27 protein-coding genes and 1 riboswitch are annotated in these 21,419 nt (G+C 43.2%); of the genes, 24 read left to right on the top strand and 3 right to left on the bottom strand.

Annotated elements, in window-relative coordinates:
• The first annotated feature begins 220 nt into the window (after nt 1-220).
• The 23 genes from G8O23_RS12020 (at nt 221) to G8O23_RS11915 (ending at nt 14,709) form a co-directional block, all read left to right on the top strand.
• Nucleotides 221-2,248 (top strand): hypothetical protein, encoded by a 2,028-nt coding sequence (locus G8O23_RS12020; RefSeq protein WP_166365136.1) that lies wholly within the window; start codon nt 221-223, stop codon nt 2,246-2,248.
• A gap of 158 nt (nt 2,249-2,406) precedes the next feature.
• Nucleotides 2,407-2,877, top strand: coding sequence for a hypothetical protein (locus G8O23_RS12015; RefSeq protein ID WP_166365134.1), 471 nt, complete (start codon nt 2,407-2,409; stop codon nt 2,875-2,877).
• A gap of 8 nt (nt 2,878-2,885) precedes the next feature.
• Nucleotides 2,886-3,413 (top strand): permease, encoded by a 528-nt coding sequence (locus G8O23_RS12010; protein WP_166365132.1) that lies wholly within the window; start codon nt 2,886-2,888, stop codon nt 3,411-3,413.
• A gap of 75 nt (nt 3,414-3,488) precedes the next feature.
• Nucleotides 3,489-3,821, top strand: coding sequence for an ArsR/SmtB family transcription factor (locus G8O23_RS12005; RefSeq protein WP_166365130.1), 333 nt, complete (start codon nt 3,489-3,491; stop codon nt 3,819-3,821).
• A 60-nt stretch (nt 3,822-3,881) separates the two neighbouring features.
• Nucleotides 3,882-4,271: a rhodanese-like domain-containing protein gene (locus G8O23_RS12000; RefSeq protein WP_166365128.1), complete on the top strand. Its 390-nt coding sequence runs from the start codon at nt 3,882-3,884 to the stop codon at nt 4,269-4,271.
• 3 nt (nt 4,272-4,274) lie between these two features.
• Nucleotides 4,275-4,898 carry a sulfite exporter TauE/SafE family protein gene (locus G8O23_RS11995; RefSeq protein ID WP_219932504.1) on the top strand — a complete coding sequence of 208 codons (624 nt, stop codon included), beginning with the start codon at nt 4,275-4,277 and terminating at the stop codon, nt 4,896-4,898.
• Nucleotides 4,786-5,055 carry a TSUP family transporter gene (locus G8O23_RS17710; protein WP_394351922.1) on the top strand — a complete coding sequence of 90 codons (270 nt, stop codon included), beginning with the start codon at nt 4,786-4,788 and terminating at the stop codon, nt 5,053-5,055. Before G8O23_RS11995 ends, G8O23_RS17710 begins: the two co-directional genes overlap by 113 nt.
• Before the next feature lie 138 nt (nt 5,056-5,193).
• Nucleotides 5,194-6,633 carry a rhodanese-like domain-containing protein gene (locus G8O23_RS11990; RefSeq protein ID WP_166365126.1) on the top strand — a complete coding sequence of 480 codons (1,440 nt, stop codon included), beginning with the start codon at nt 5,194-5,196 and terminating at the stop codon, nt 6,631-6,633.
• A 43-nt stretch (nt 6,634-6,676) separates the two neighbouring features.
• Nucleotides 6,677-7,123 (top strand): rhodanese-like domain-containing protein, encoded by a 447-nt coding sequence (locus G8O23_RS11985; protein WP_166365124.1) that lies wholly within the window; start codon nt 6,677-6,679, stop codon nt 7,121-7,123.
• A 110-nt stretch (nt 7,124-7,233) separates the two neighbouring features.
• Complete coding sequence (locus G8O23_RS11980) at nt 7,234-7,371, top strand: hypothetical protein (RefSeq protein WP_166365122.1); 138 nt, start codon at nt 7,234-7,236, stop codon at nt 7,369-7,371.
• 104 nt (nt 7,372-7,475) lie between these two features.
• Nucleotides 7,476-7,814, top strand: coding sequence for an ArsR/SmtB family transcription factor (locus tag G8O23_RS11975; protein WP_166365120.1), 339 nt, complete (start codon nt 7,476-7,478; stop codon nt 7,812-7,814).
• A 17-nt stretch (nt 7,815-7,831) separates the two neighbouring features.
• Nucleotides 7,832-8,251 carry an arsenate reductase ArsC gene (locus G8O23_RS11970; RefSeq protein ID WP_166365118.1) on the top strand — a complete coding sequence of 140 codons (420 nt, stop codon included), beginning with the start codon at nt 7,832-7,834 and terminating at the stop codon, nt 8,249-8,251.
• 2 nt (nt 8,252-8,253) lie between these two features.
• Nucleotides 8,254-9,060 carry an arsenite methyltransferase gene (arsM, locus tag G8O23_RS11965; protein WP_166365116.1) on the top strand — a complete coding sequence of 269 codons (807 nt, stop codon included), beginning with the start codon at nt 8,254-8,256 and terminating at the stop codon, nt 9,058-9,060.
• A 29-nt stretch (nt 9,061-9,089) separates the two neighbouring features.
• The gene (gene arsB, locus G8O23_RS11960) at nt 9,090-10,151 is read left to right on the top strand and encodes an ACR3 family arsenite efflux transporter (protein WP_166365114.1); all 1,062 of its coding nucleotides are present in this window, start codon (nt 9,090-9,092) and stop codon (nt 10,149-10,151) included.
• Nucleotides 10,152-10,335: 184 nt separating this feature from the next.
• Nucleotides 10,336-11,109: a pyrroline-5-carboxylate reductase family protein gene (locus tag G8O23_RS11955; RefSeq protein WP_166365112.1), complete on the top strand. Its 774-nt coding sequence runs from the start codon at nt 10,336-10,338 to the stop codon at nt 11,107-11,109.
• A 120-nt stretch (nt 11,110-11,229) separates the two neighbouring features.
• Nucleotides 11,230-11,290, top strand: a riboswitch (Fluoride riboswitch).
• Nucleotides 11,291-11,306: 16 nt separating this feature from the next.
• Nucleotides 11,307-11,684: a fluoride efflux transporter CrcB gene (gene crcB, locus G8O23_RS11950; RefSeq protein WP_166365110.1), complete on the top strand. Its 378-nt coding sequence runs from the start codon at nt 11,307-11,309 to the stop codon at nt 11,682-11,684.
• A 3-nt stretch (nt 11,685-11,687) separates the two neighbouring features.
• Nucleotides 11,688-12,041, top strand: a complete 354-nt coding sequence (locus tag G8O23_RS11945) for a DUF190 domain-containing protein (RefSeq protein WP_166365108.1) — start codon at nt 11,688-11,690, stop codon at nt 12,039-12,041.
• Nucleotides 12,042-12,101: 60 nt separating this feature from the next.
• On the top strand, nt 12,102-12,572 hold the full coding sequence (locus G8O23_RS11940) for an HAD family hydrolase (protein WP_166365106.1): 471 nt from the start codon (nt 12,102-12,104) through the stop codon (nt 12,570-12,572).
• 82 nt (nt 12,573-12,654) lie between these two features.
• Nucleotides 12,655-13,098: a rhodanese-like domain-containing protein gene (locus G8O23_RS11935; protein WP_166365104.1), complete on the top strand. Its 444-nt coding sequence runs from the start codon at nt 12,655-12,657 to the stop codon at nt 13,096-13,098.
• 233 nt (nt 13,099-13,331) lie between these two features.
• Nucleotides 13,332-13,559, top strand: coding sequence for a hypothetical protein (locus tag G8O23_RS11930; RefSeq protein WP_166365102.1), 228 nt, complete (start codon nt 13,332-13,334; stop codon nt 13,557-13,559).
• A gap of 151 nt (nt 13,560-13,710) precedes the next feature.
• The gene (locus tag G8O23_RS11925; RefSeq protein ID WP_166365100.1) at nt 13,711-13,950 is read left to right on the top strand and encodes a thioredoxin family protein; all 240 of its coding nucleotides are present in this window, start codon (nt 13,711-13,713) and stop codon (nt 13,948-13,950) included.
• Nucleotides 13,950-14,282, top strand: coding sequence for a TraR/DksA family transcriptional regulator (locus G8O23_RS11920; protein ID WP_166365098.1), 333 nt, complete (start codon nt 13,950-13,952; stop codon nt 14,280-14,282). The genes G8O23_RS11925 and G8O23_RS11920 overlap by 1 nt, the downstream gene beginning before the upstream one ends.
• 7 nt (nt 14,283-14,289) lie before the next feature.
• Nucleotides 14,290-14,709, top strand: a complete 420-nt coding sequence (locus G8O23_RS11915; protein ID WP_166365096.1) for a rhodanese-like domain-containing protein — start codon at nt 14,290-14,292, stop codon at nt 14,707-14,709.
• 9 nt (nt 14,710-14,718) lie between these two features.
• On the opposite strand, the gene G8O23_RS11910 is transcribed toward G8O23_RS11915, so the two are convergent.
• The 3 genes from G8O23_RS11910 to G8O23_RS11900 are packed head-to-tail and all read right to left on the bottom strand — an operon-like array spanning nt 14,719 to nt 17,492.
• Entirely contained in the window at nt 14,719-15,795 is a 1,077-nt protein-coding gene (locus G8O23_RS11910) for an endonuclease/exonuclease/phosphatase family protein (RefSeq protein WP_166365094.1), read from the bottom strand.
• A gap of 52 nt (nt 15,796-15,847) precedes the next feature.
• Nucleotides 15,848-16,735: a rhomboid family intramembrane serine protease gene (locus G8O23_RS11905; RefSeq protein WP_166365092.1), complete on the bottom strand. Its 888-nt coding sequence runs from the start codon at nt 16,733-16,735 to the stop codon at nt 15,848-15,850.
• A gap of 10 nt (nt 16,736-16,745) precedes the next feature.
• Nucleotides 16,746-17,492 (bottom strand): rhomboid family intramembrane serine protease, encoded by a 747-nt coding sequence (locus G8O23_RS11900; RefSeq protein ID WP_166365090.1) that lies wholly within the window; start codon nt 17,490-17,492, stop codon nt 16,746-16,748.
• A 293-nt stretch (nt 17,493-17,785) separates the two neighbouring features.
• Here G8O23_RS11900 and dnaE point away from each other — a divergent pair, with 293 nt between their 5' ends.
• Complete coding sequence (gene dnaE, locus G8O23_RS11895) at nt 17,786-21,388, top strand: DNA polymerase III subunit alpha (protein ID WP_166365088.1); 3,603 nt, start codon at nt 17,786-17,788, stop codon at nt 21,386-21,388.
• Nucleotides 21,389-21,419 lie beyond the last annotated feature (31 nt).

Below are 21,419 nucleotides of genomic sequence, written 5' to 3'. Positions count from 1 at the left end.
TTTATAGCTAGCCACATACATACGGCATAGAATGTTTTACTACTCCGAAACGACCAAAACCCTTATGTAGAAAACAAACCTAAACGTTCAAGGAATCCTAGAAAACATTTACAAGTATTTATTCTCATCCAGGTTGTCAGAAAAAAATTTCAAACTGGTGCCTTAGGTGCAACCTAGATTTAAACAAAAGAATATTAAACCATCTAAACATAATTAAACTATGAAAATCTCTACAAAAATTAAGTTAACAAACCTAGCAGTTTTAATAGCTATTACGCTGCTTACAAGTTGTGGCGCACACAACAAGCTCAGTTCCCCGTCGAGAACATACTACCAAGACGCAAGAAGTCTATACCGCGACAACATGGAAATTGAGGCAATATACCTAGCTACACAAGGGGTTCTTGCCGATCGTGCCTATACTAACTCCAAGGAGTTTCTGTACGAGAACTTCGATAACACCATGCAGAAGATTCATGCTGAGCTAAAGCAGTACGAGAACACCAAGGATACTGCCCAAGCAGTAAGAAGACTGCATATCTACAGCACGCTTGTTGATATCTACAGCAACATCGCCAAAATTGATATGCCTTTAAAGCATCATAAAAACAAGTGGCAATGGGAAACCAAATTCATCGACTACTCTAGCCATAAGGAAGAAGCAAAAGAATACGCATATACAGTCTTCTATAATTTTGCTGTACAGAAACTGCATGCAAGCACAACTAGAGAAGAGGTTACTAACGCAAACTCAATTTTTGCAACAGGGCACAACCGCTACACCGAATCTGGTACTGAAAAAAGGCAAGAATCGTTAAAAAACTTCCAGAACGAGCTATTTGCATATGGAGATAAATTTAAAGATGCCGACACCTGGGAGAAGGTAATACCTGCAGCCCAAGCTTTTTTCCACGCAAAGTCGCTACTTAACGATACTGCACGAGCCGATGAGGAGTATGTATATACTTCAAAAAGAGTGTCGAAACTACTAACCGAGGATGGAAAGGCACACACATCAAAGGGCGATATCCCCTCGTTGCTGCGCGCCGAGCAGCTGTATGGTTGGGCCGTTGGCTGGGACAAAGACAATACCGAAGCCGCAAGACTGCAGGAGGAGATTAAACCAACTATTGCAGAGGCTTACTACCAAGAGGCCGTAGCTGCCGAGCGACAGCCTAACGTTAACTTGGCTGAGGTTAAGCAGATGTATGAGAACGCTCAGAAATGGGTTCCCAACTATAAAGACACCGAGGCTAGAATATATAGCCTTACCATACGCCAAGAGATTATTGTGTTTCAGAAAAATGTTGCCAGCACTCAAAGGGAATACAATGAAATACAGGGCAGCGTGAATACGGTTAACAAGGCCGCCAACTCTGCCGATGAAGTAATGGGTAAAATTACGTACATATCAAGTTCTCTTAAGAAAATTGACAAAACTATGGGAACCGCTAACGCAGCTCTAAAACCAATTAGTTTAATACCGGTTATAGGAATTGTTGCTGCTGGTGTGGACAGGGCAGTTTTTATGGCCAAGGTTCCTGTTAGTAAAAGTGTGTCAACTTTTAATAAAGCCGAGAAACCATTTATCACACCTGCAAAAAACGCAACAGCAAAGATGAAGAGTGTTTCTAACTCCACTAGCGACAAAATGAAGAGCATAAACAACGCCATGACTAGCGGCCAGAAAACAGCAAGAGACCTTGAGAACAACATTCATAAGGTGAAAGATGTTGAGGCGCTTAAGGCAATTGAGGCGGCGATAAGGGAACTAAACAAAAGTCTGAATGTAGCCGAAACTCAATTTAAAGGTTTTAACAATACCACAAACGAAGTGGTGAAAGCTGCAAATATGGTAATTGAGGTATCAAAAGTTATTGCACCCGTTGAGGGGGGGATAAAGGCCATTGAGCCTGCATTAAACCAAGTTGGTAAAGTTACTAAGGAGATAGACAAGGTTTTAAGCCAAAAGGTATTTGGTTTTTCTGTTAAGGACGCCCTCTCCAAAGCCGATTACATTGCTAATGCTGCAATGAAACTCCTAGAGCCCGCCATGAAAGGGTTAGGAATAGAAATCCCTCAAATACCAGGCATTGCTGAGTTGGAGGCTGTCATTGAGGAATTTAAGCCCAAGTACGAAGCTGTTGATAAGGCCAGAGCTGAACTTGAAGGCCAGTTCAAAGCATTTGCAGATATTGAAGGGAACTTAACCAAGAACCTAAAAATAATTCAAAGTCATATCAACTAGTTAATGATATAGTCCAATAATCGCTTATTGCCCCCCTATCCCTAAACATAGAAAAACGGGTGGTAGTAAGCGATTGTTATTTTTGAAAGCACAAGGGTACAAACATTCATCTGTTTTATACCTTTGTGTTTTCTGTTTAATGCTTCATTTTGTTTAGAATGAAACTACTAATCGTCGTCTCGCTAGTTGCAATATCTATTTCGGTAATTGCCAATAGGCAAAAAACGCTGGATGGGTTAAAGCGTGGGTTGATGATGTTCCTTAAACTGCTCCCAACGCTTATCAATGTACTTATTTTGGTTAGCATATTCTTATACCTTGTCCCCAACGATAAATTAGTGCTGTGGATGGGCGAAAGTTCAGGGGTTGAGGGGTACATTATTGCAGGCATCACTGGCTCTTTATCATTAATTCCCGGATTTATTGCCTTTCCCCTGGCTAGCGTGCTAATTAAAAGTGGTGTTTCGTACCCCGTTTTGGCTATGTTTATCACCACGCTGCTAATGGTTGGAATTTTCACTCTGCCAATTGAGAAGCAATACTTTGGCTGGCGGGTTAGCCTTCTCCGAAATGGATTAAGCTTAGTTGGAGCCGTAATTTGTGCATTAATAATCGGATTATTCTATTGATGTTAAAAATGCCACTTAAAGTTAAACCCATACTAAAATACTCATTTGTAATCCTCTTTGGATTACTAATTGGACTTTCGTGGCTATTTGATTTTGCCATAGGTAAAGAGGTGTCGAAAAACTTCTGGGATTTCTTTGTGGAGATGATGCTATTTCTGCCCTTGATGTTTATTCTGATTGGACTATTCGATGTTTGGGTTCCTCGCGACAGGGTTGAGAAACATATTGGCCACGAGTCGGGAATAAAAGGTACGTTGCTGGTTATCGTTTTGGCCACGCTTCAGGCTGGACCGCTATACGGCACGTTTCCGTTTGCCTATTTACTCTGGAAAAAGGGCTGCTCGGTTAAAAATGTGTTTATATACCTAGGTGCCTACTCCACCATAAAAATCCCAATGCTCACCTTCGAAATTGGTTTTCTTGGGCTAAAGTTTTCCCTCCTACGCTCGCTCATAACTCTTGCTGTGTTTATTATCATCGGATACCTGATGGAATGGATTATTGGGAATAAAAATTTTAGGATGACGCAACCATAATCTATAAAATTTTTACTATGTTTGTTGCCTGTTTGGCAAATTAACCAAGTAGGTTTTACTAAAAACTAAGTGCACATGACGGTTATAACCAATATTTACCAAAAGGAAGCAGGCATTTTTAAAGCCCTATCGCACCCTACCCGGCTTTTTATACTTGATGTCATCAACAAGGAGCCACATACAGTTTCGGAACTGGCTGACATGGTAGGCATTGATATTTCAACCATGTCAAAGCATCTCGATATAATGAAACGATACCAAATAGTTGTGGGCGAAAAGAATAAGAACAGCGTGTACTACAAGCTTAACATTCCCTGCCTGTTCGAGTTTTTTAAATGTGCCCAAAGAATTAGCACTAGTGATCACTCGGGGTGTCAAGCAGAGTGCTTTATGAAGATTATTAAGTAACACTTCTACATACACCAAATTATCAATATCAACCCAAAGTTTAGTTAAAAGACAATTAATATGAATGAGTTAGAAAATGTAATTGAAGAGATGGATTTCATTTTTTTTGCAACCGCACAGCATAAAATTGAGCCAGATGCTTTCCTAAAATCAAAAGAAGCAGTTTTTTTAGATGTGCGCGCATCGGAAGAAACGCAAACAGTAAAGTTTCATCTAAAGCTACATATACCTGTGCTTGAAATTCCTTTAAATGAAATTCCTAAAAGGATTAACGAAATACCAAAGGATAAGCTTATTGGCATATTCTGCTCTTCGGGGGTAAGGTGCGTTATAGCGTTTGCATACCTTAAAGCCAAAGGGTTTAAGCAGGTGAAAATACTTGAAGGAGGATACAGCAACCTTATGACCAACCTGCTTCCGGGTAAAATTTACAAACACATCAACAGCTAGGCAATGGATATTCTGTTATTGGCCGTTATTATATTTTTGCTTGCTGCAGTAATGACAACAACAGGGCGTGGAGGTGGAAACTTCTACGTTCTGGCTCTCGCCCTTTCGGGAATAGGAATGCACCAATCAGCCACTACGGGTCAGTTTATCCTAGTTATTTCGTCGCTTACAGCAACCCTTTTCTTCGCAAAGCGAAGAATAACCGATTGGAAACTCATAGCTTTAATAGGAACAATGACCATCCTATCGGCTTTTCTGGGAGGCTTTTTTTCTGGAAATTTCGATGGGAAAGTGCTAAAGATTGTCTTTGCGGTTTTTATCACCATCGCATCGTTTCTAATGCTTAAACCCGTTAAAGAGAAGAAGAACCTGAATAATAGGTTTTGTATTACACTAAAATCAGGCGAAAACGCCTACAGGATTAACCTGCTGCTTACCATTCCATTTGTTTTGGTCACCGGATTTATTTCGGGGATGGTTGGTATTTCGGGGGGGTTCGTTCCTTGTGCCGCTAATGGTTTTGGCTATTGGCGTGCCAATGCACATTGCCGTGGGTACATCAACCGCATTGGTAATGTTCACTGCTTCGGCAGGATTTTTAGGGCATCTTACCACTGGCCATTTTGATGCCTCCATAGCGTTACCTCTTGCTGTTAGTGGTGTCATTGGTGCTTTTGTTGGAACCCGAATGACCGTGAAGTTTAATGCAAAAAAACTTAAAATCATTTTTGCTTCCACTTCTTTTATTGCTGCCATCATTATGGTTTTCAAAATCTTTTACTAAAATATCTTACAAACAAGTTTATAGGTAGGAATTCTTTAAAGATCTTTTTACTTTACGCTAAACTCAGCTTATGCTTATATAAGGAATACTTTAGGATAAATAAACCCCAATAATTCGCATAGTTCAAAATCAAAAAAAATGAAAGTAGCTTTAAACATTACCATTTTTCTCCTGCTCTCATCCATAGCAATGGGGCAAACCGTAACCGAGGTAACATCAAGCGAGTTTAAGCCGATGATTGAGAAACGCAGCAAGCGCCGCTCGGTGATAGTTGATGGTCGTAGCACCGAAATGTTTAACGCTGGGCATATTGCTAATGCTGTAAATATTGATGCATATAGCAACGATGCGGGCGATAAGCTGGCAAAACTTAAACACAACAAAACGCTTTACATTTACTGCACCAAAACCAATAGAATAAACCAAATGGAGAAAATCCTAAAGGATATTGGGTACAAGGGCAATATTGTGAAAATGGTTGATGGGATAACCGGATGGAAAGCCAATGGTTTTGAACCCGTTTTGGGGAACAGCTATCAAGCTGAAACCAAAACCCCCGTTGCCACAACAAAAGATAGCAAAGTACCTAAAGGTAAACCCATTGTGCAGGTTTTTGGTAACTTCGATTACAACGCTACCCAAAATGCACAAAAGCAATACGGATTTTGGTTTGGACGAGCACATTTTGGCTACGAACATCAGTATAGCGAGCAGTTCGCCGGAAAAATTATTATCGATGCTGGGAGGCCCACAACGGTAGGACAAATTCAGATTACCGACCCAATTGGCAATGAGCTAAATGTTAGTAATTCATCCAAAGAGGGCAGCTACCACACCATGACCCTAAAGTTTGCCTCGCTGGAGTGGAAACCTAACGAAGTTATAAAAATACAAGCTGGAAGCATACTTCAAAACCACTACATCACTCAGGAAAAATTTTGGGGTTACCGCTACCTTGCCCCTACTTTTCAGGATCAGTACTTCGGGATTCCAAGTGCCGACCTGGGCGTTATTGCCTACTTCACAATTAACAAGATGTTTGGTTTTGATTTGGCGCTAACTAACGGTGAAGGTTTTCGATTTGACCAAGATCAATACGGTGACGTAAAACTTGCGGCAGGGCTTAATTTTAATCCTATCGAAGGTTTGCAAACCCGACTTTTTTACGATTTTACTAGTTCGCAAAACCCCGCCAAGCCAGCAGACCAACAGCTGCTTTCAGCATTCGTAGGGTATAAGCACGAGAATGCATTTCGGCTTGGCGGCGAGTACAACTACCGCATGAATCATCTCAATATCAACGAGCATAACCTATTTGGGTTTTCAATTTACGGAAGTTTAAGGGTTGCCGAGAAAGTTGAGCTCTTTGCCCGTTACGATAATTTACAATCGAATTCACTTAGCGGTGAGCAAAACGGTTGGTACTTCGACAGCACCGGTAATGCTTACATCACGGGTATTCACTACAATCCGGTAAAAGGCATTAACCTTTCTATAAACTATCAGGGATGGAGTCCAGAGAATACGAGTTTAGATTTTCAGCACCATATCCTGCTTTCATTTGAGTACAGATTATAAAACTCTAAATAATTGGTATTTATCAACCTAAACAACGCTAGCCATGAAGTTAAAAACATTAATACTATTTTTTACGCTTTTCTGCTTGTCCATTACGTCTAAGGGACAGAAGCTAACTATTGAAAACTACCTGCTCAACTTCGATTATGAAGCACGAATTGAGATGAAAATTAGAAGCAGCCAACTGGCAGATCTTATCAAAAAAGGGGAAGTTCAACTGGTTGATATTCGCTTTGAGGAGGAGTTTAAATCGTGGAATATGCCTTTTGCCATAAGCATTCCCTTACCAGAACTACCTAAGAATCTGCATAAAATCAGCAAGGATAAGCTAATTGTTACCGCCTGCCCTCACAACGACCGTGCAATTATAGCCATGGTATACCTAAAAACGCAGGGCTACAAGGTTAAGTACCTTTCCGATGGATTGCTTGAACTTGCTAACTACCTGCGAGGGAACAATGCGCTGAAGTTTATTGGGGAAGATGATTAATGGGCATTAAACTCAAGAGTTTTGATAGTTGTTAAATTATCAAAAGCAATGCCTTGGAAGAGAACATATTTGGTCTGCTCAAACCCATTGAATGTGCGCGTTTATAAGATATGGTGGCATATAAACCAAGCAATGATGGAACTCACAAATTGATTTTACTTACCGCTGTTGGAACAAATATTAGCACCTCGGTTAAACGGCTTAAGCAAACCTACATTCTGGCAATTAACGGTTACCCTGCTATCTGATAAAGAAATGTACTAATGCAATCAATTTAATAATTTTTTAACGTAAAGAAGTTTTATTACACACTTGAATGTCGTATGTTTGCGGCATTAGTTATTAAAAGACGATGAATAAATCAGAAAAATTTGACAAAGAGCTGCAGGAGTTAGCAAAATTTGCAAGGGTTATATCGCACCCAGCAAGGCTAGCTATACTAAAGTACTTGGCCGAAACAAAAACCTGTATCTCGGGCGATATCTCTGAGCATTTGCCTTTGAGCCGAACAACCGTATCACAGCATCTAAAAGAGTTGAGAGACTTGGGGCTTATTAACGGAACTATTGATGGGCTAAAGATAAATTATTGCATATGCGCAACCGAACTTGAAAGATTTTTAAATCTTTTTAATGGGTTCTTCTCTACTATTGATTTGCAAAACGTATCGTGCTCAAATAATTATTATTAAAACAATAAACTACAACCATGAAAATTCTAATTCTCTGCACCGGCAATAGCTGCCGCAGCCAAATGGCTCACGGATTTTTACAATCATTCGACAATGAAATTACTGTTCGTTCCGCAGGAACCCAGCCAGCCGCACAGGTAAACCCCAGGGCGGTTAAGGTAATGAGCGAGGTGGGTATCGACATTAGCCATCACACACCAAAAATGGTTGATGAGTACCTGAACGACGAGTGGGACTACGTGATCACAGTTTGCGATGATGCCAACGAGACCTGCCCCGCATTCTTTGGAAAGGTTAAGCATCGCCTGCACATTGGCTTTGAGGATCCCAGCCACGCCACCGGAACCGATGAGTTTATATGGAGTGAGTTCCGCAGGGTCAGGGATCAGATCAAGGAGCGATTCCATAAATTTTATGCTGATGAAATTAAAGCATAGCCATGAAACCTAACGATATAAAAATTTCCGTACGAGAGAAGTACGACAAGATAGCCCAAAGCAGCAACCTCAAACTCGACATATCGTGCTGTGGCACCTCTAGTTGCTGCGATGGGTTTGGCTTTAGCATGATTGGCGATGAGTACAACAATATTGATGGTCATAATCCCGATGCAGACCTTGGTTTGGGCTGTGGTATTCCAACCGAGTTTGCGAACATTAAAACGGGCGATGCCGTTTTAGATTTGGGCAGCGGAGCAGGCAATGATTGCTTTGTAGCAAGAGCAATTGTGGGTGAAAAGGGTAGGGTTGTTGGGCTCGATTTCTCCGAGGCCATGCTTGCCAAGGCAAATGATAATGTAACAAAACTTGGCTACAGCAACGTCACCTTTGTTAAAGGCGATATTGAGCAGATGCCCCTTGGGGGCAACCAGTTCGATGTGGTAATTTCAAACTGCGTGCTTAACCTTGTTCCCGATAAAAACAAGGCTTTTGCAGAGATATTAAGGGTACTAAAGCCGGGCGGGCATTTCTGTGTATCCGATGTGGTTGTTAAGGGCGATTTACCAGAAAAACTGAAAGCCGATGCCGAGATGTACGCTGGATGTGTATCTGGAGCGTTACCAATTGAAGAGTACCTTGATGCCATTAGGCAGGCGGGCTTTGAAAATGTTAATGTTCACAAGCAGCGAAAAATTGATATTCCTGAGAGTATTCTTAGGAATTATCTTAACGATAATGAGATTCATAGTTTTACCAATGGCGATATAGGCATATACTCAATCACTGTGAGTGGGACAAAAGTGTAATAATATCTAACCATAAAAAAAGAAAAGCAATGAGCAAAGAGTTCAAGGAGATTACAATTACCGGTAAACCTAAAAAAACTATCGGTCTTTTTGAAAAATACCTAACCATATGGGTAGCCCTGGGAATACTGGTGGGTATTGCCATAGGCCATATTGCTGGCGATAGCATTGAATTTATTAGCAGCCTTGAAATTGCAAGGGTGAATATTCCTGTGGCAATCCTAATCTGGCTCATGATTTACCCCATGATGCTACAGGTGGATTTTTCGAGCATAAAAAAAATTGGGAAGAAGCCTAGAGGAGTGGTATGGACCCTTATAATTAACTGGCTTATTAAGCCTTTTACCATGGCTTTCTTTGCTTGGCTTTTCTTCTCCAAACTTTACCAAGCATGGATTGATCCATCGATGGCGGGCGAATATATTGCTGGAGCCATTATACTGGGAGCCGCCCCCTGTACTGCTATGGTATTTGTATGGAGTTACCTTTCCGACGGCGACCCCAACTACACACTGGTTCAAGTCTCGGTAAACGATCTGATAATCCTTGTTGCATTTATTCCAATTGTTGGACTATTACTTGGCATTACCGATGTGGTTATCCCCTACGATACCCTGGTGGCTAGCGTGCTAATTTTTGTTGTTGTACCTCTGGTTGCAGGAGTCATAACCCAACGAATTCTACTAAGTAGTAGAGGAGAGAAGTGGTTCAAGGAAGTTTTCTTACCAAGGCTAAAGCCCGTTAGCATCATTGCTTTGCTAGTAACACTAGTTTTACTATTCGCCTTCCAAGGTCAGAACATTATTAGCAATCCCCTAATAATACTACTTGCCGCTGTTCCACTTGTAATACAAACCTACTTTATCTTCTTCATTGCTTGGTACGGTGGCAAAAAGTTAAAACTACCATACCCTGTGTGTGGTCCGGCGGCCATGATAGGTGCCAGTAACTTTTTTGAACTGGCCGTTGCGGTTGCCATTGCGCTGTTTGGGTTGCAATCGCCAGCTGCACTGGTAACTGTGGTAGGAGTATTGGTTGAAGTTCCAGTGATGCTTTCTTTAGTGGCATTTGCCAATAGAAATAGGTTTTAAACTACATTACACTTAAAAGAACTCCTTTTACTCACCGTGGAAGGAGTTTTTCATTATATCAACAATTAGTATTGATCTTTAAATCATTGTTCCCTAATTTTACATAGAATTTTGATTCAAACCATCAGAAACTTATAAATTACAAAGATTGAAGAAATCAAAAATTAATTAAAAACAGTTTGCTATGAAAACAAAATCAATTGGTTTTATTGGAGGCGGAAGGATAACCAAGATCTTTCTGAAAGCATTTCAAAACAAGGGTGTGGATTTATCGTCAACCATTGTGTTCGACATGAATAGCGATGTCCTATCTGGCCTAAAAGGGCAATCCCCCGATATACAAACAGTTAATACGGCCGATCAACCCGCACAATGCGACATTGTATTTATTGCCCTGCATCCTCCAGCAATTATGGAGTCGCTTACTCAGGTTTCTACAAAGATTTCTGAGAATGCAATGGTCATCTCCCTTGCCCCCAAGATTTCAATTGATAAAATTGCCACGCAGGTAAAATCGCCCAACTTAGCGCGGATGATCCCCAACGCCACCTCATACATTAACGAGGGCTACAATCCAATTAGTTTTGCTAAAACCTTTAACCCAACACATAAACAGGAATTACTAAAACTTCTTGAATTACTTGGTAAAACATTTGAGGTTGATGAGCCAAAGTTGGAGGCCTACGCCATACTATCGGCCATGCTACCAACCTATTTCTGGTTCCAATGGCGGGAACTTATCAGGCTTGGCGATGAGATGGGCTTGTCAAAGATTGAGCGTGAGCAATCTGTTCATCAGTCGATGGTGGCAGCCCTAAACACCTACTTCCATTCTGGATTAACCCCTGATGAGGTGATTGACCTTATCCCCGTAAAGCCCATTGGCGAGCATGAAGAAAGTATTAATGATATATATAGAGATAAACTTTTTTCGCTTTTCCAAAAGATTAAGCCATAATTAAGCTTTTGAGCCACTCTTAAATTTCAAGTGAATTCGACCAAAGATATTCAACGTTTTTTGAACTTCTTAGGTCGAATAGTTCTTGCTAATTTATCATCTTATATTTTCACTATCTTTGCTACCTCTGGCTATGGGGCTAGCCATAAACCGCTTACATGCTAATGGCTCCTGCAACAATCAATATATTTAGTAAAATGCTTCGTTTAATTCTTATTGTTGGTGCTGGCGGATTTATTGGAACCGTTGGCCGTTTCCTGCTCTCGCGCCTAATTCACGCCAACACCCTTACCTCGTTCCCTCTGGGAACTTTTACCGTAAATATTATCGGCTGCCTACTTATTGGCATTATCTATGGAATATCGGGCAAAAGCAACATCATTAGCCCCGACCTACGGCTATTCCTTACCGTTGGGGTTTGCGGTGGGTTCACCTCATTCTCTACCTTTAGCAGCGAGAATATCTTCCTGCTAAGGGATGGCAACTTTGTGCTTTTTGCCCTATACACCAGCCTTAGCGTATTTCTTTGCTTAGTGGCCGTTTACCTTGGAAACCTTATTACTAAACTATACTAACCTATGGAAACCAATAGAGAAGCCAAGCATTTGCGCATTTTTATTAGCAACACCGATAAGTTTAGGTACTCGCCCCTTTACGAGGTAATTGTATTTGCCGCCAAGCGCTACGGTATGGCGGGCGTCACCGTACTCAAAGGGGTGATGGGCTATGGATCGAGCAGCACGGTTAAGTCGATGAAGTTTTGGGAGATCACCGAAAAACTACCCCTGGTAATTGAGATAATTGATGAGGCCGAGAAGGTGGAAAGCTTTGCCAAAACCATTTTGCCCTACTTCGATAAGCTGAAAACGGGTTGTGTTATGACTATTGAGAAGGCGAATATCCTCTTATACAAAACAGGACAAAAGCATTAGATTTTTATTGTCTGTTTTTTAAAACTAACACGGTGTAGGTGCACAAAACATAGGATTGATATGATTAGAATTAATATCCCCAATATAGAGCCAATTGTTGCCGAGCATTTAGTGCTCGACTACAACGGAACACTAGCCATCGACGGACAGCAAATTAATGGCGTAATTAAACTGCTCGGCAAGCTCTCGGAGCACCTTTCGGTTCACGTTATTACTGCCGACACGTTTGGAACGGTTGAGAAAAGCTTTGCCAATACCAATATCAACGTAAAAATTATTGATGGGAAAGAGCAGGGGAGGCAAAAGGCCGATTTTGTTGCCAGCCTAAACCCCCAATCGGTTGTGGCCATTGGTAACGGAGCAAACGATGCGCAAATGCTTAAACTGGCTACTCTTGGCATTGCAGTTGTTCAAGCCGAAGGAGCATCGGTTCAGGCGCTGATGAATGCTGATATTATATGCACCAGCATAATTGACGGCCTTAATCTTCTGCTAAACCCCAAACGTATTGCAGCTACTCTAAGGATATAGTATTCAACATTCTCCTTAGTCATCCTGTTACTATCATTTAGCACATCCATACCATATTTATTATCTTTGCAAAAAAATAATTATGAATACTACCGATACACCAAAGCACCAAGCCTTTACCCTGCCCGGGGTTAGCCATATTGGCTCCTATGCAGCCGCCGATGCCGTTGCAAACCATAACGCACTTATTGTTGATATAAGGGAGGACGATGAGCTCGACATTATCAAGTTCGACTCCACCGAGGTAATCCATCTGCCCATGTCGGTAATTGCCGATAGGTATGGCGAGCTGCCCAAGGACAGGCCGCTTATAGTTGCCTGCAACAACGGCGTGCGAAGCGTTAAAGCAGTAAATCTGTTGAACTACCAAGGGTATAGTAACGCCAGCAACCTCGACGGGGGTATTATTCAGTGGAACCGCGATGGGCTGCCGCTTATCCTTCGTCAGGATTTAATTGATGATGCCGAGCACTGCGGAGGCCACAATCAGTCGGGCGGTTGCGGTGGATGTGGCTGCGGATGTTAGTAAATTTTAAATAGCAAAGGATAAATGGCTACACCTCCTATAATCACTGGAGCAATCAGTCAACCAATCAGTGAACCTTATAGTTGGCAGTTGGCAAGAAGCAGTTGGCAATGGGTTACCGTTGCAACTAGGAACCCGTCACTCGTTAGCTAATCCTGCTCTCGTTATCTCGTCAAATAATGACGAGACCCGAGACAGGCAGGTATCCAATCAATCAACCAATCATTTCTAATATGCCAACATTCTACTGCAAAACGTGCGATTTAAAATTTGAAGCTGAGGGCACAAAACAGGAGTGGATAGACCCAACCTTTGGCCCCTGCAGCAAGCTAACTGCTCCTTGTCCAACCAATGGCGAGGAGTGCAGCGAGTATCAACCACCAAAACAATCGAAAGAAGCTGCTATGCCTAGCGCCCCTGCGTGTGGTATGCAAGGAGGGTGCTGTGGGTGCGGAGGGTAAGAAACAAAGAATAACAAATAGTGAAGGATTAGGACACCAAGGACAAATGCACAAAATGATAATGACCAATCCAAACCAAAACTTCATCTTTCGAAATTCGAGATTCAGTGTTCGATATTAAATCACATTAACCTATAAACAAATCAAAACAATGGATATTAAGGTTCTCGGCCCCGGTTGCCCAAACTGCTTACGGCTCGAAGCAATGTGTCGTGAAATTGCGGATGAGCTTGGCATAGATGCCAAAGTTGAGAAGATAACCGACGTAAACCTGTTCCCCAGCTACGGCGTGTGGCTTTCGCCTGGACTAATAATTAATGGAGAACTAAAAATCCAAGGGAAAATGCCTACACCAGCCACACTAAAGGGGTGGATTAAGAGTGCAACATAATGGACCAAGCCAAAAAGCAAGAATTTGAAGCGCTTATTGCATACGAAATTGAAAAAACTCAAAAGATAATTGAGGACTTCAAGCAGATATCGCAGCCAGTTGCACCCGACAATGCAATAGGGCGCGTATCGCGAATGGATGCCATTAACAATAAGGCGGTTGCTGACGCAGGTTTAAGGCAAGCCGAAGATAAGCTGAAGAAGTTAAACTATGCCCTTAGCAAAATCGATTCCGAAGAGTTTGGAATATGCCGCCGCTGTGGTGGCGATATCCCTTTAGGAAGGCTTGCGCTTATGCCCCAGAGCTTATTCTGTGTGAAATGTGCAAAATGAACTGAGTATGAAATACTTTTTCGAAGGGTATGGATTTACCATTGATGGCATGCTACACCTCTCGCCCCGCGAGGCCAACGAGCTGTGTAAGAATGGTGCAATCCTACTCGACCTCCGTCTTGAACTCCTCCTTAAAAACAAACTTTTCGATGTTCCAGAATGTCTCTACTGCCACGATAAGGAGATTGAAAACTACTACCACCACCTACCCACCGACCGCCCAATAATTATTGCCGATGCCGTGGGAATTCACAGTAAGGAGGTGGTCGAATTCCTCCAGGGCAAAGGGTATACTAACGTGGCAAATCTTGCTGGCGGAATTCATGACTGGGAGCGCGATGGGCTTCCGCTTATTGTTGACAAGGATCAAACCATGACCGGAGGTTGTATGTGCCAGCTAAGGGTTTGGAAAAAGAAGAAGGATTAGAAATTGTTCCTACTCCTTTCGCAAGGTGGCCACCACAGGGTAATGATCGGAATGGTAAACCCTTGGGCTGTAGTAGCTGGTAGCCGAAAACTTTGGGTTGTACAAAATGTAATCAATCCTAAACGATGGGAAAAAGCCCTTGTACGTATACCCTACCCCAGCCCCTGCCTCAACAAACGCATCGTTCAGGTTTTCCCTCATTTTTCGGTAGTTGTAGGATATGGGCGACTCGTTTAAGTCGCCACAAACTATCACAGGGTATGGGCTGCTTAGTATGTGGTCGGTGACCAGCTCCACCTGCTGAGCTCGCTTGCGCAACGCATCCCTAAATCTGAATGAAATATCTTTGATTTCGTCCATTGCCTGAGCTTCCTTCCGGCTACTTTGGTTTTGTAAAAAACTTATATTACTCTCCCTAAGCCTTAGCGATTGTAAATGGTTATTGTAAATCCTAACAGTATCTGATCCAATCAGAACGTCGGAATAGATGCAGGCATTGGCGCTATTCTCAAACTTTATCTCGCCTGAATTCACAATTGGGAAACGGCTATATGTGGCCAAACCGTATCCTGTTTTCTTGCCCTTGGTAATGTATCCAATATGCACATCGTAGCTAAGAGCCTCACGCGCCTGCTGCTCTGTAAACTTATCGCTAACCACGTAAAACTCCTGCAAACAAACTATATCTGGATTCTCGTCGCGAATAAAGGCGAAAACATGGCTATGTGTAGGTGGCTCTTCGGCCCATGAATAGAGCTGAAAAAGGTTTACATTGTACGATACAATTTTCAGATCATCGGTAGTCACCGCACTATTTTTCCCAAAGGGAAACTGAAAAAAATTGGCAAAATGCGATACACCCAACAGTATGGCAAGTGTAGGATACACGAAAAGCCATTTCCAGCGAATAATCCAGTAAACCAAAAAGGCAACATTTATAAGCAGTAGGAACGGGTACGATAAACCTACTAACCCCAGAAACCAGAAAACGGTAGGCTTAATGTGAACAGAAAGGTATGCCAGCAGCAGCGAAAGCCCTGACACAAGCGTAAGTATTTGCAGAATTATGTCGACAAACTTTCGCAATTGGCATTCAGTTAGTTCAACAAAAGTTTATTGGTGCCACGTATATCGATGTCTAATGTCCCTTCATCCTAAAAAGGGTCTTCTTCTCCTCAGCCGTAAGGCTATCGTATCCACCCTTCGATATCTTGTCTAAAATCGCATCAATCTCTTTCTGCTGTTCGGCTTTCATCTTGTTGTACTCGTAATCGTCCTTGGGCTTGCTATACTCCACCTTCATTTTCTTCCGACGCTGAGCCGAAGGGCTGGAGGTAAAGGCATCAATAAAAAAGTAAACCGGCTTGGCCAAATCAACATTCTGCTTTTGAAAGTAGATGAATAGGTATCCAAACAGCGCTCCGCCCAGGTGGGCAATATGGCCACCAGCATTGGCTCCTGCAATACCAATAATATCGAGCACAACCATGAAGGCAGCGATATACTTGAGCCTTACTGGCCCAATAAACATAAGGTTAAGCGTAAAGTTTGGTGCGTAAGCTGCCGCCGCAAACACCACTGCAAGCACCGATGCCGATGCACCTAAGGCAAATGAACTTGGCAACACCTCGCTGAATGCTGGGAAGATATTGTAAAACAAAATATACAAAAAGCCGCCAGAAATACCCCCCATGATGTACACGCCAAGCAGCTTGCGCTCGGTCATAAATCCTAAAAATATGCGTCCCAACCAGTAAAGCCAGAGCATATTGAATAGTATATGGATAAACCCCTCATGAAAAAACATATACGTAAAAAGGGTCCAGGGCCTACTGGCTAGATTAGGGAAGTATGCAGGAACAGCAATATATTGCGATAGCTTAAAGCCAATATCAATACCCCCTAAAAAGAGTATCGCTTTTAAAATATTGAAAGCCAAAAACACTCCTAGGTTTATATATATCAACCTAACCAGCGTTCCACCCTGCTTAAAGGATTGTTTTATCTCATCGAAAATGCTACCCATACCAAAACTTTTAGAAAAATCTATCACGTTTCTTGGACCAGATCTTTATCAAAATAAAGCCAAACACCATACCCCCCAGGTGGGCAAAGTGTGCAACTCCGCTATTTGCTTGTGTAAAACCTAGGTATAGTTCAATTAAACCATAGCCAATTACAAAGTATTTAGCTTTAATGGGAATTGGCGGGAAAAGCAGCATCAGCTGTGTATTTGGGAAATACATACCAAACGCCAGTAGCACTCCAAACACGGCTCCAGAGGCACCAACCGTAGGAATATTAAACAGCATATTAAGCGAAGCCATTCCCGAGTGCATATAGTTTTTGCCTTGCATAAAGATGGCAGTACCCTCAGTTTTAACCAAGTTGATTTGCTCGGGGGTAAGGTTTGCCATAATCGATTTGGCCTCAATAAAGTTCACCATGGAGTGAAGCACCGCAGCACCCAACCCCGTGAAAAAATAGTAGATAAAGAAACGCTTGCTACCCCACACCTGCTCTAGCACTCGACCAAACATGAACAGGGCAAACATATTGAAGAAAAGGTGGGCGATACCCCCATGCATAAAGATGTGTGTAACCAGCTGGAATGGTTTAAACTGAGGCGATTCGAAGTAAAAAAGCCCCAGTTCACGGTTAAGGTCGATGCGCATTACGCTACCAAACATAAAAGTGGCAAGCAGCATAATGGCATTGATAATTATCAGATTCTTAACAACTGGGGGGATATTTGCGAAGGGGGATTGTCCGCTAAAGCTCATTTTTGTTGATTTTAATATGGTTTCTCTCGAAGTTCAAAGATAGCAATTTTAAGCCAACCACCCGATTAGATGAACTGGTCTTTGTATAATTTAACCATTACCATTGCAAATTGTTTACATCATCAAAGTTCTGCAACCAACATCCTTGTTCCTACTAAAAACACTATATCATAGGTAGATATATATTTTATTCAATAGTTTTCAACATCACTCAAATTTTGCTACGCAATGAGCTAACTTTGGAAAACCAAATCAATTCGTACGCAAATACTGTAATCCCCTACTAATAAGCAATGAGCAAGTTTGTACATCTTCACGTTCACACCCAGTACTCCATTCTCGATGGCGCCTCGAGCATAAAAGGTCTTGTAGAAAGAGCCAAAAGCCTTGGTATGCGCGGAATAGCCATTACCGACCATGGTAATATGTTTGGGGTTAAGGAGTTTCTTAACACGGTGAACAAGGTAAACGACCAGCACACTTGCGAAATTAAGCTGCTTAAGGAGGATATCAAGAAGCTGGAGGAATCGGGCGAACCCAACGCAACCCTTACCGAGCTGCAAGAGAAGTTAAAAGCTGCCGAGCAGAAGCTTTTCAAACCCATTATTGGCTGCGAGGCCTACGTAACTCCCGACAGGAGAAGTCGCGATAAGGACGACAGGGGTGGCGATCACCTGGTTCTACTGGCCAAGAATAAAACCGGATACCATAACCTCACTAAAATGGTATCGTACTCCTGGACCGAGGGCTTTTACCAGAAACCTCGTATCGACAAGGAGCTGCTACGCAAGTATAGCGAGGGAATAATTGTTTCATCAGCCTGTCTGGGTGGCGAGATCCCACAGGCCATTATAAAGGGAAACCTTGCAAGAGCCGAGGAGGTAATATACGAGTTTAAAGAGATTTTTGGCGACGACTTCTACCTCGAGGTTATGCTGCATCCGGTTAAGCCGGGAGGGTTCTCAGAGGACACCTATCTTGAACAGAAGAAGGTGAACGAGGTCATTTTTCAGCTAGCCGAAAAAACTGGCGTTAAGTGTATTGCCACCAACGATGTTCACTTCATCAACGCCGAGGATGCTCAAGCGCATGACAGGCTTATATGCCTAAATACCGGGAAGGATATAGACGACCCCAACCGTATGCACTACACCATGCAGGAGTACCTCAAAAGCGAGGACGAGATGATTAGGCTTTTTCCAAACCATCCCGAGGTAATTCACAACACGCTCGAAATAGCCGATAAAGTTGAGGTCTACTCCCTTAACCACGCCCCCATTATGCCCCACTTTGCCCTACCCGAGGGCTTTACCGAGGATAACGAGTACCTTAGGCACCTCACCTACGAGGGTGCAAAAATGCGATGGGGCGATAGTATTACCGATGATATTCGCGAGCGCCTCGACTTTGAACTTGAGGTTATCAAGGGCATGGGGTTTCCCAGCTACTTCCTTATTGTATGGGACTTCCTGCGCGCTGCTCGTGAGATGGGCGTTTCCGTTGGCCCGGGAAGGGGCTCGGCAGCGGGTTCGGCTGTGGCCTACTGCCTCCGCATTACCGATATTGACCCCATAAAGTACGACCTGCTGTTTGAGCGTTTCCTAAACCCCGAGCGTATATCCATGCCCGATATCGATATCGATTTTGATGAGGATGGACGCGAACTCGTATTGCAATGGGTTGTAAATAAATATGGCAAGGACAAGGTAGCACACATCATCACCTTTGGCACCATGGCTGCCAAGATGGCCATTCGCGATGTTGCCCGCGTACAGAAGCTCCCCCTACCCGAGGCAATCCGTATCGCCAAGCTGGTACCCGAACGACCCGGAACAACGCTTGCCAAGGCATACAAGGAGGTTCCCGAGCTGTTGGAGTGTAAAAAATCACCCGACGACCTGGTTCGCTCAACCCTACAGTACGCCGAGGTTCTTGAGGGGTCGGTTAGACAAACCGGTGTGCATGCCTGCGGTATTATTATTGGTCGCGATAACCTTGAGGAGCACATCCCCATTTGCATTAACAAGGATGCTGAACTCTACGTAACCCAGTACGATGGGAAGCACGTTGAGGATGTAGGCCTGCTTAAAATGGACTTCCTTGGGCTTAAAACCCTCTCCATTATTAAGGATGCATTGCAGTTCATTAAGGAGTCGAAAGATATTGACATTGATATAGATAGAATTCCGCTCGACGATAAGGAAACCTTCGAACTCTACGCGCGGGGCGACACCACAGCGCTTTTCCAGTTTGAATCGCCCGGGATGAAGAAACACCTGCGTGCGCTTAAGCCCAACCGATTCGAAGACCTTATCGCTATGAACGCCCTTTACCGTCCGGGCCCCCTGGAGTACATCCCCAATTTTATTGCCCGTAAACACGGACGCGAAAAGATTGAGTACGATATCCCCGAGATGAAAGAATTCCTTGAGGAGACCTATGGCATTACCGTGTATCAGGAGCAGGTGATGCGCCTTTCTCAATCGCTGGCTGGGTTCACCAAGGGGCAAGCCGACTCGCTGCGTAAGGCCATGGGTAAAAAGCAAAAGGCCGTAATGGATAAACTTAAGGCCCAGTTTGTTGATGGGTGCCATGAGCGGGGCTTCGATAAGAAAAAGGTGGAAAAGGTGTGGAACGACTGGGAGGCCTTTGCTCAGTACGCATTCAACAAGTCACACTCCACATGCTACGCCTACGTATCGTACCAAACTGCTTACTTAAAAGCGCACTACCCCAGCGAATTCATGGCGGCAGTGCTTAGCCGAAACCTATCGGATATTAAGAAGATTACCCTCTTCATGGATGAATGCCGCCGAATGGGTATTCAGGTGCTTGGCCCCGATGTAAACCACAGTAACTACAAGTTTACCGTAATGCCCAACGGTGATGTACGCTTTGGGCTTGGAGCCGTTAAGGGGGTTGGCGAGGGAGCCGTTGCCAACATTATTGAAACCCGAAAGGATGGCCCATTCAAAGATTTATACGACTTTGTGGAACGCATCAACCTGCAAACGGTTAACAAGAAAAACGTGGAAGCACTAGTGCTAGCAGGAGCTCTCGACAATTTGGGGGGACTGAAAAGGGAGCAGTATTTTGGGGTCGACCCCAAAGGTGTATCCTACATTGAGCAGCTCATGCGCTATGGTGCCAAGGCCCAAACCGAGAAGAACAACGTTCAGCAAACGCTATTCGGAGGAACCGAATCGGGCTTCGAGTTACAAAAACCCGAGGCTCCGCAGGTTGAACCATGGTCGAAACTTGAAAACCTAAGCAAGGAAAAGGAGCTTATTGGGATATACCTATCGGCGCATCCGCTGGATGACTTTAAGCTTGAGGTGGACAACTTCTGTAACACCACCCTTGCCGAGATGTATGATCCCGTTTCGCTTAACGGACGAGATATTACGGTAGCCGGCATTGTGTCAGATGCCAAGGTGCTGCCTACCAAAAAAGGAACATACTACGGACGCATTACCATCGAGGACTTTACCGACTCGTACGAATTCACCCTCTTTGGAAAAGATTTCGAGCTATATCGTAGGTTCTTTTACGTGGGTTACCCCCTAATGATTAAAGGCCGATTTAACCCCAGCCGATTCAGACAGGGCGAGCTGGAATTTAGCATCAAGAGTATGCATATGCTATCCGATGTGCGGGAGGAACTGGTTAAAAAGATTACCCTAACCCTAATGCTCGATGAGGTAACCGACGATTTGATCAAGGATATCAAGCATGTGGTATCGGAGCATCCAGGAAATGTTACGCTAAACTTTAAGCTGCTCGATCCCGAGTCGAGCATTGGCATTCAGCTGTTCTCGCGCACTTTCCGCATAAGCGTAAGCAACGAGCTAGTCAAACATCTTAACCAAATGGATATCAACTACAAGGTGAATTAGCGACAAATCATTTTTCTCATCGTTTAAGCAT

The organism is Perlabentimonas gracilis, from assembly GCF_011174675.1.
Lineage (GTDB): Bacteria > Bacteroidota > Bacteroidia > Bacteroidales > Tenuifilaceae > Perlabentimonas > Perlabentimonas gracilis.
The sequence above is the reverse complement of the archived record's forward strand: the minus strand, read 5'-3'. Positions and strand labels throughout refer to the sequence as shown.

What these genes read in the sequence shown, in the direction of transcription:
- G8O23_RS11955 (WP_166365112.1), top strand. Translation starts at nt 10,336, where the DNA reads ATGAAAACAAAATCAATTGGTTTTATTGGAGGCGGAAGGATAACCAAG.
- G8O23_RS12000 (WP_166365128.1), top strand. Translation starts at nt 3,882, where the DNA reads ATGAATGAGTTAGAAAATGTAATTGAAGAGATGGATTTCATTTTTTTT.
- G8O23_RS11915 (WP_166365096.1), top strand. Translation starts at nt 14,290, where the DNA reads ATGAAATACTTTTTCGAAGGGTATGGATTTACCATTGATGGCATGCTA.
- arsB (WP_166365114.1), top strand. Translation starts at nt 9,090, where the DNA reads ATGAGCAAAGAGTTCAAGGAGATTACAATTACCGGTAAACCTAAAAAA.
- G8O23_RS11985 (WP_166365124.1), top strand. Translation starts at nt 6,677, where the DNA reads ATGAAGTTAAAAACATTAATACTATTTTTTACGCTTTTCTGCTTGTCC.
- G8O23_RS12005 (WP_166365130.1), top strand. Translation starts at nt 3,489, where the DNA reads ATGACGGTTATAACCAATATTTACCAAAAGGAAGCAGGCATTTTTAAA.
- crcB (WP_166365110.1), top strand. Translation starts at nt 11,307, where the DNA reads ATGCTTCGTTTAATTCTTATTGTTGGTGCTGGCGGATTTATTGGAACC.
- G8O23_RS11975 (WP_166365120.1), top strand. Translation starts at nt 7,476, where the DNA reads ATGAATAAATCAGAAAAATTTGACAAAGAGCTGCAGGAGTTAGCAAAA.
- G8O23_RS12010 (WP_166365132.1), top strand. Translation starts at nt 2,886, where the DNA reads ATGCCACTTAAAGTTAAACCCATACTAAAATACTCATTTGTAATCCTC.
- arsM (WP_166365116.1), top strand. Translation starts at nt 8,254, where the DNA reads ATGAAACCTAACGATATAAAAATTTCCGTACGAGAGAAGTACGACAAG.
- G8O23_RS11920 (WP_166365098.1), top strand. Translation starts at nt 13,950, where the DNA reads ATGGACCAAGCCAAAAAGCAAGAATTTGAAGCGCTTATTGCATACGAA.
- G8O23_RS11905 (WP_166365092.1), bottom strand. Translation starts at nt 16,735, where the DNA reads ATGGGTAGCATTTTCGATGAGATAAAACAATCCTTTAAGCAGGGTGGA.
- G8O23_RS11995 (WP_219932504.1), top strand. Translation starts at nt 4,275, where the DNA reads ATGGATATTCTGTTATTGGCCGTTATTATATTTTTGCTTGCTGCAGTA.
- G8O23_RS11925 (WP_166365100.1), top strand. Translation starts at nt 13,711, where the DNA reads ATGGATATTAAGGTTCTCGGCCCCGGTTGCCCAAACTGCTTACGGCTC.
- G8O23_RS11940 (WP_166365106.1), top strand. Translation starts at nt 12,102, where the DNA reads ATGATTAGAATTAATATCCCCAATATAGAGCCAATTGTTGCCGAGCAT.
- G8O23_RS11930 (WP_166365102.1), top strand. Translation starts at nt 13,332, where the DNA reads ATGCCAACATTCTACTGCAAAACGTGCGATTTAAAATTTGAAGCTGAG.
- dnaE (WP_166365088.1), top strand. Translation starts at nt 17,786, where the DNA reads ATGAGCAAGTTTGTACATCTTCACGTTCACACCCAGTACTCCATTCTC.
- G8O23_RS11900 (WP_166365090.1), bottom strand. Translation starts at nt 17,492, where the DNA reads ATGAGCTTTAGCGGACAATCCCCCTTCGCAAATATCCCCCCAGTTGTT.
- G8O23_RS11945 (WP_166365108.1), top strand. Translation starts at nt 11,688, where the DNA reads ATGGAAACCAATAGAGAAGCCAAGCATTTGCGCATTTTTATTAGCAAC.
- G8O23_RS12020 (WP_166365136.1), top strand. Translation starts at nt 221, where the DNA reads ATGAAAATCTCTACAAAAATTAAGTTAACAAACCTAGCAGTTTTAATA.
- G8O23_RS11970 (WP_166365118.1), top strand. Translation starts at nt 7,832, where the DNA reads ATGAAAATTCTAATTCTCTGCACCGGCAATAGCTGCCGCAGCCAAATG.
- G8O23_RS11990 (WP_166365126.1), top strand. Translation starts at nt 5,194, where the DNA reads ATGAAAGTAGCTTTAAACATTACCATTTTTCTCCTGCTCTCATCCATA.
- G8O23_RS11980 (WP_166365122.1), top strand. Translation starts at nt 7,234, where the DNA reads ATGGTGGCATATAAACCAAGCAATGATGGAACTCACAAATTGATTTTA.
- G8O23_RS11935 (WP_166365104.1), top strand. Translation starts at nt 12,655, where the DNA reads ATGAATACTACCGATACACCAAAGCACCAAGCCTTTACCCTGCCCGGG.
- G8O23_RS12015 (WP_166365134.1), top strand. Translation starts at nt 2,407, where the DNA reads ATGAAACTACTAATCGTCGTCTCGCTAGTTGCAATATCTATTTCGGTA.
- G8O23_RS17710 (WP_394351922.1), top strand. Translation starts at nt 4,786, where the DNA reads ATGGTTTTGGCTATTGGCGTGCCAATGCACATTGCCGTGGGTACATCA.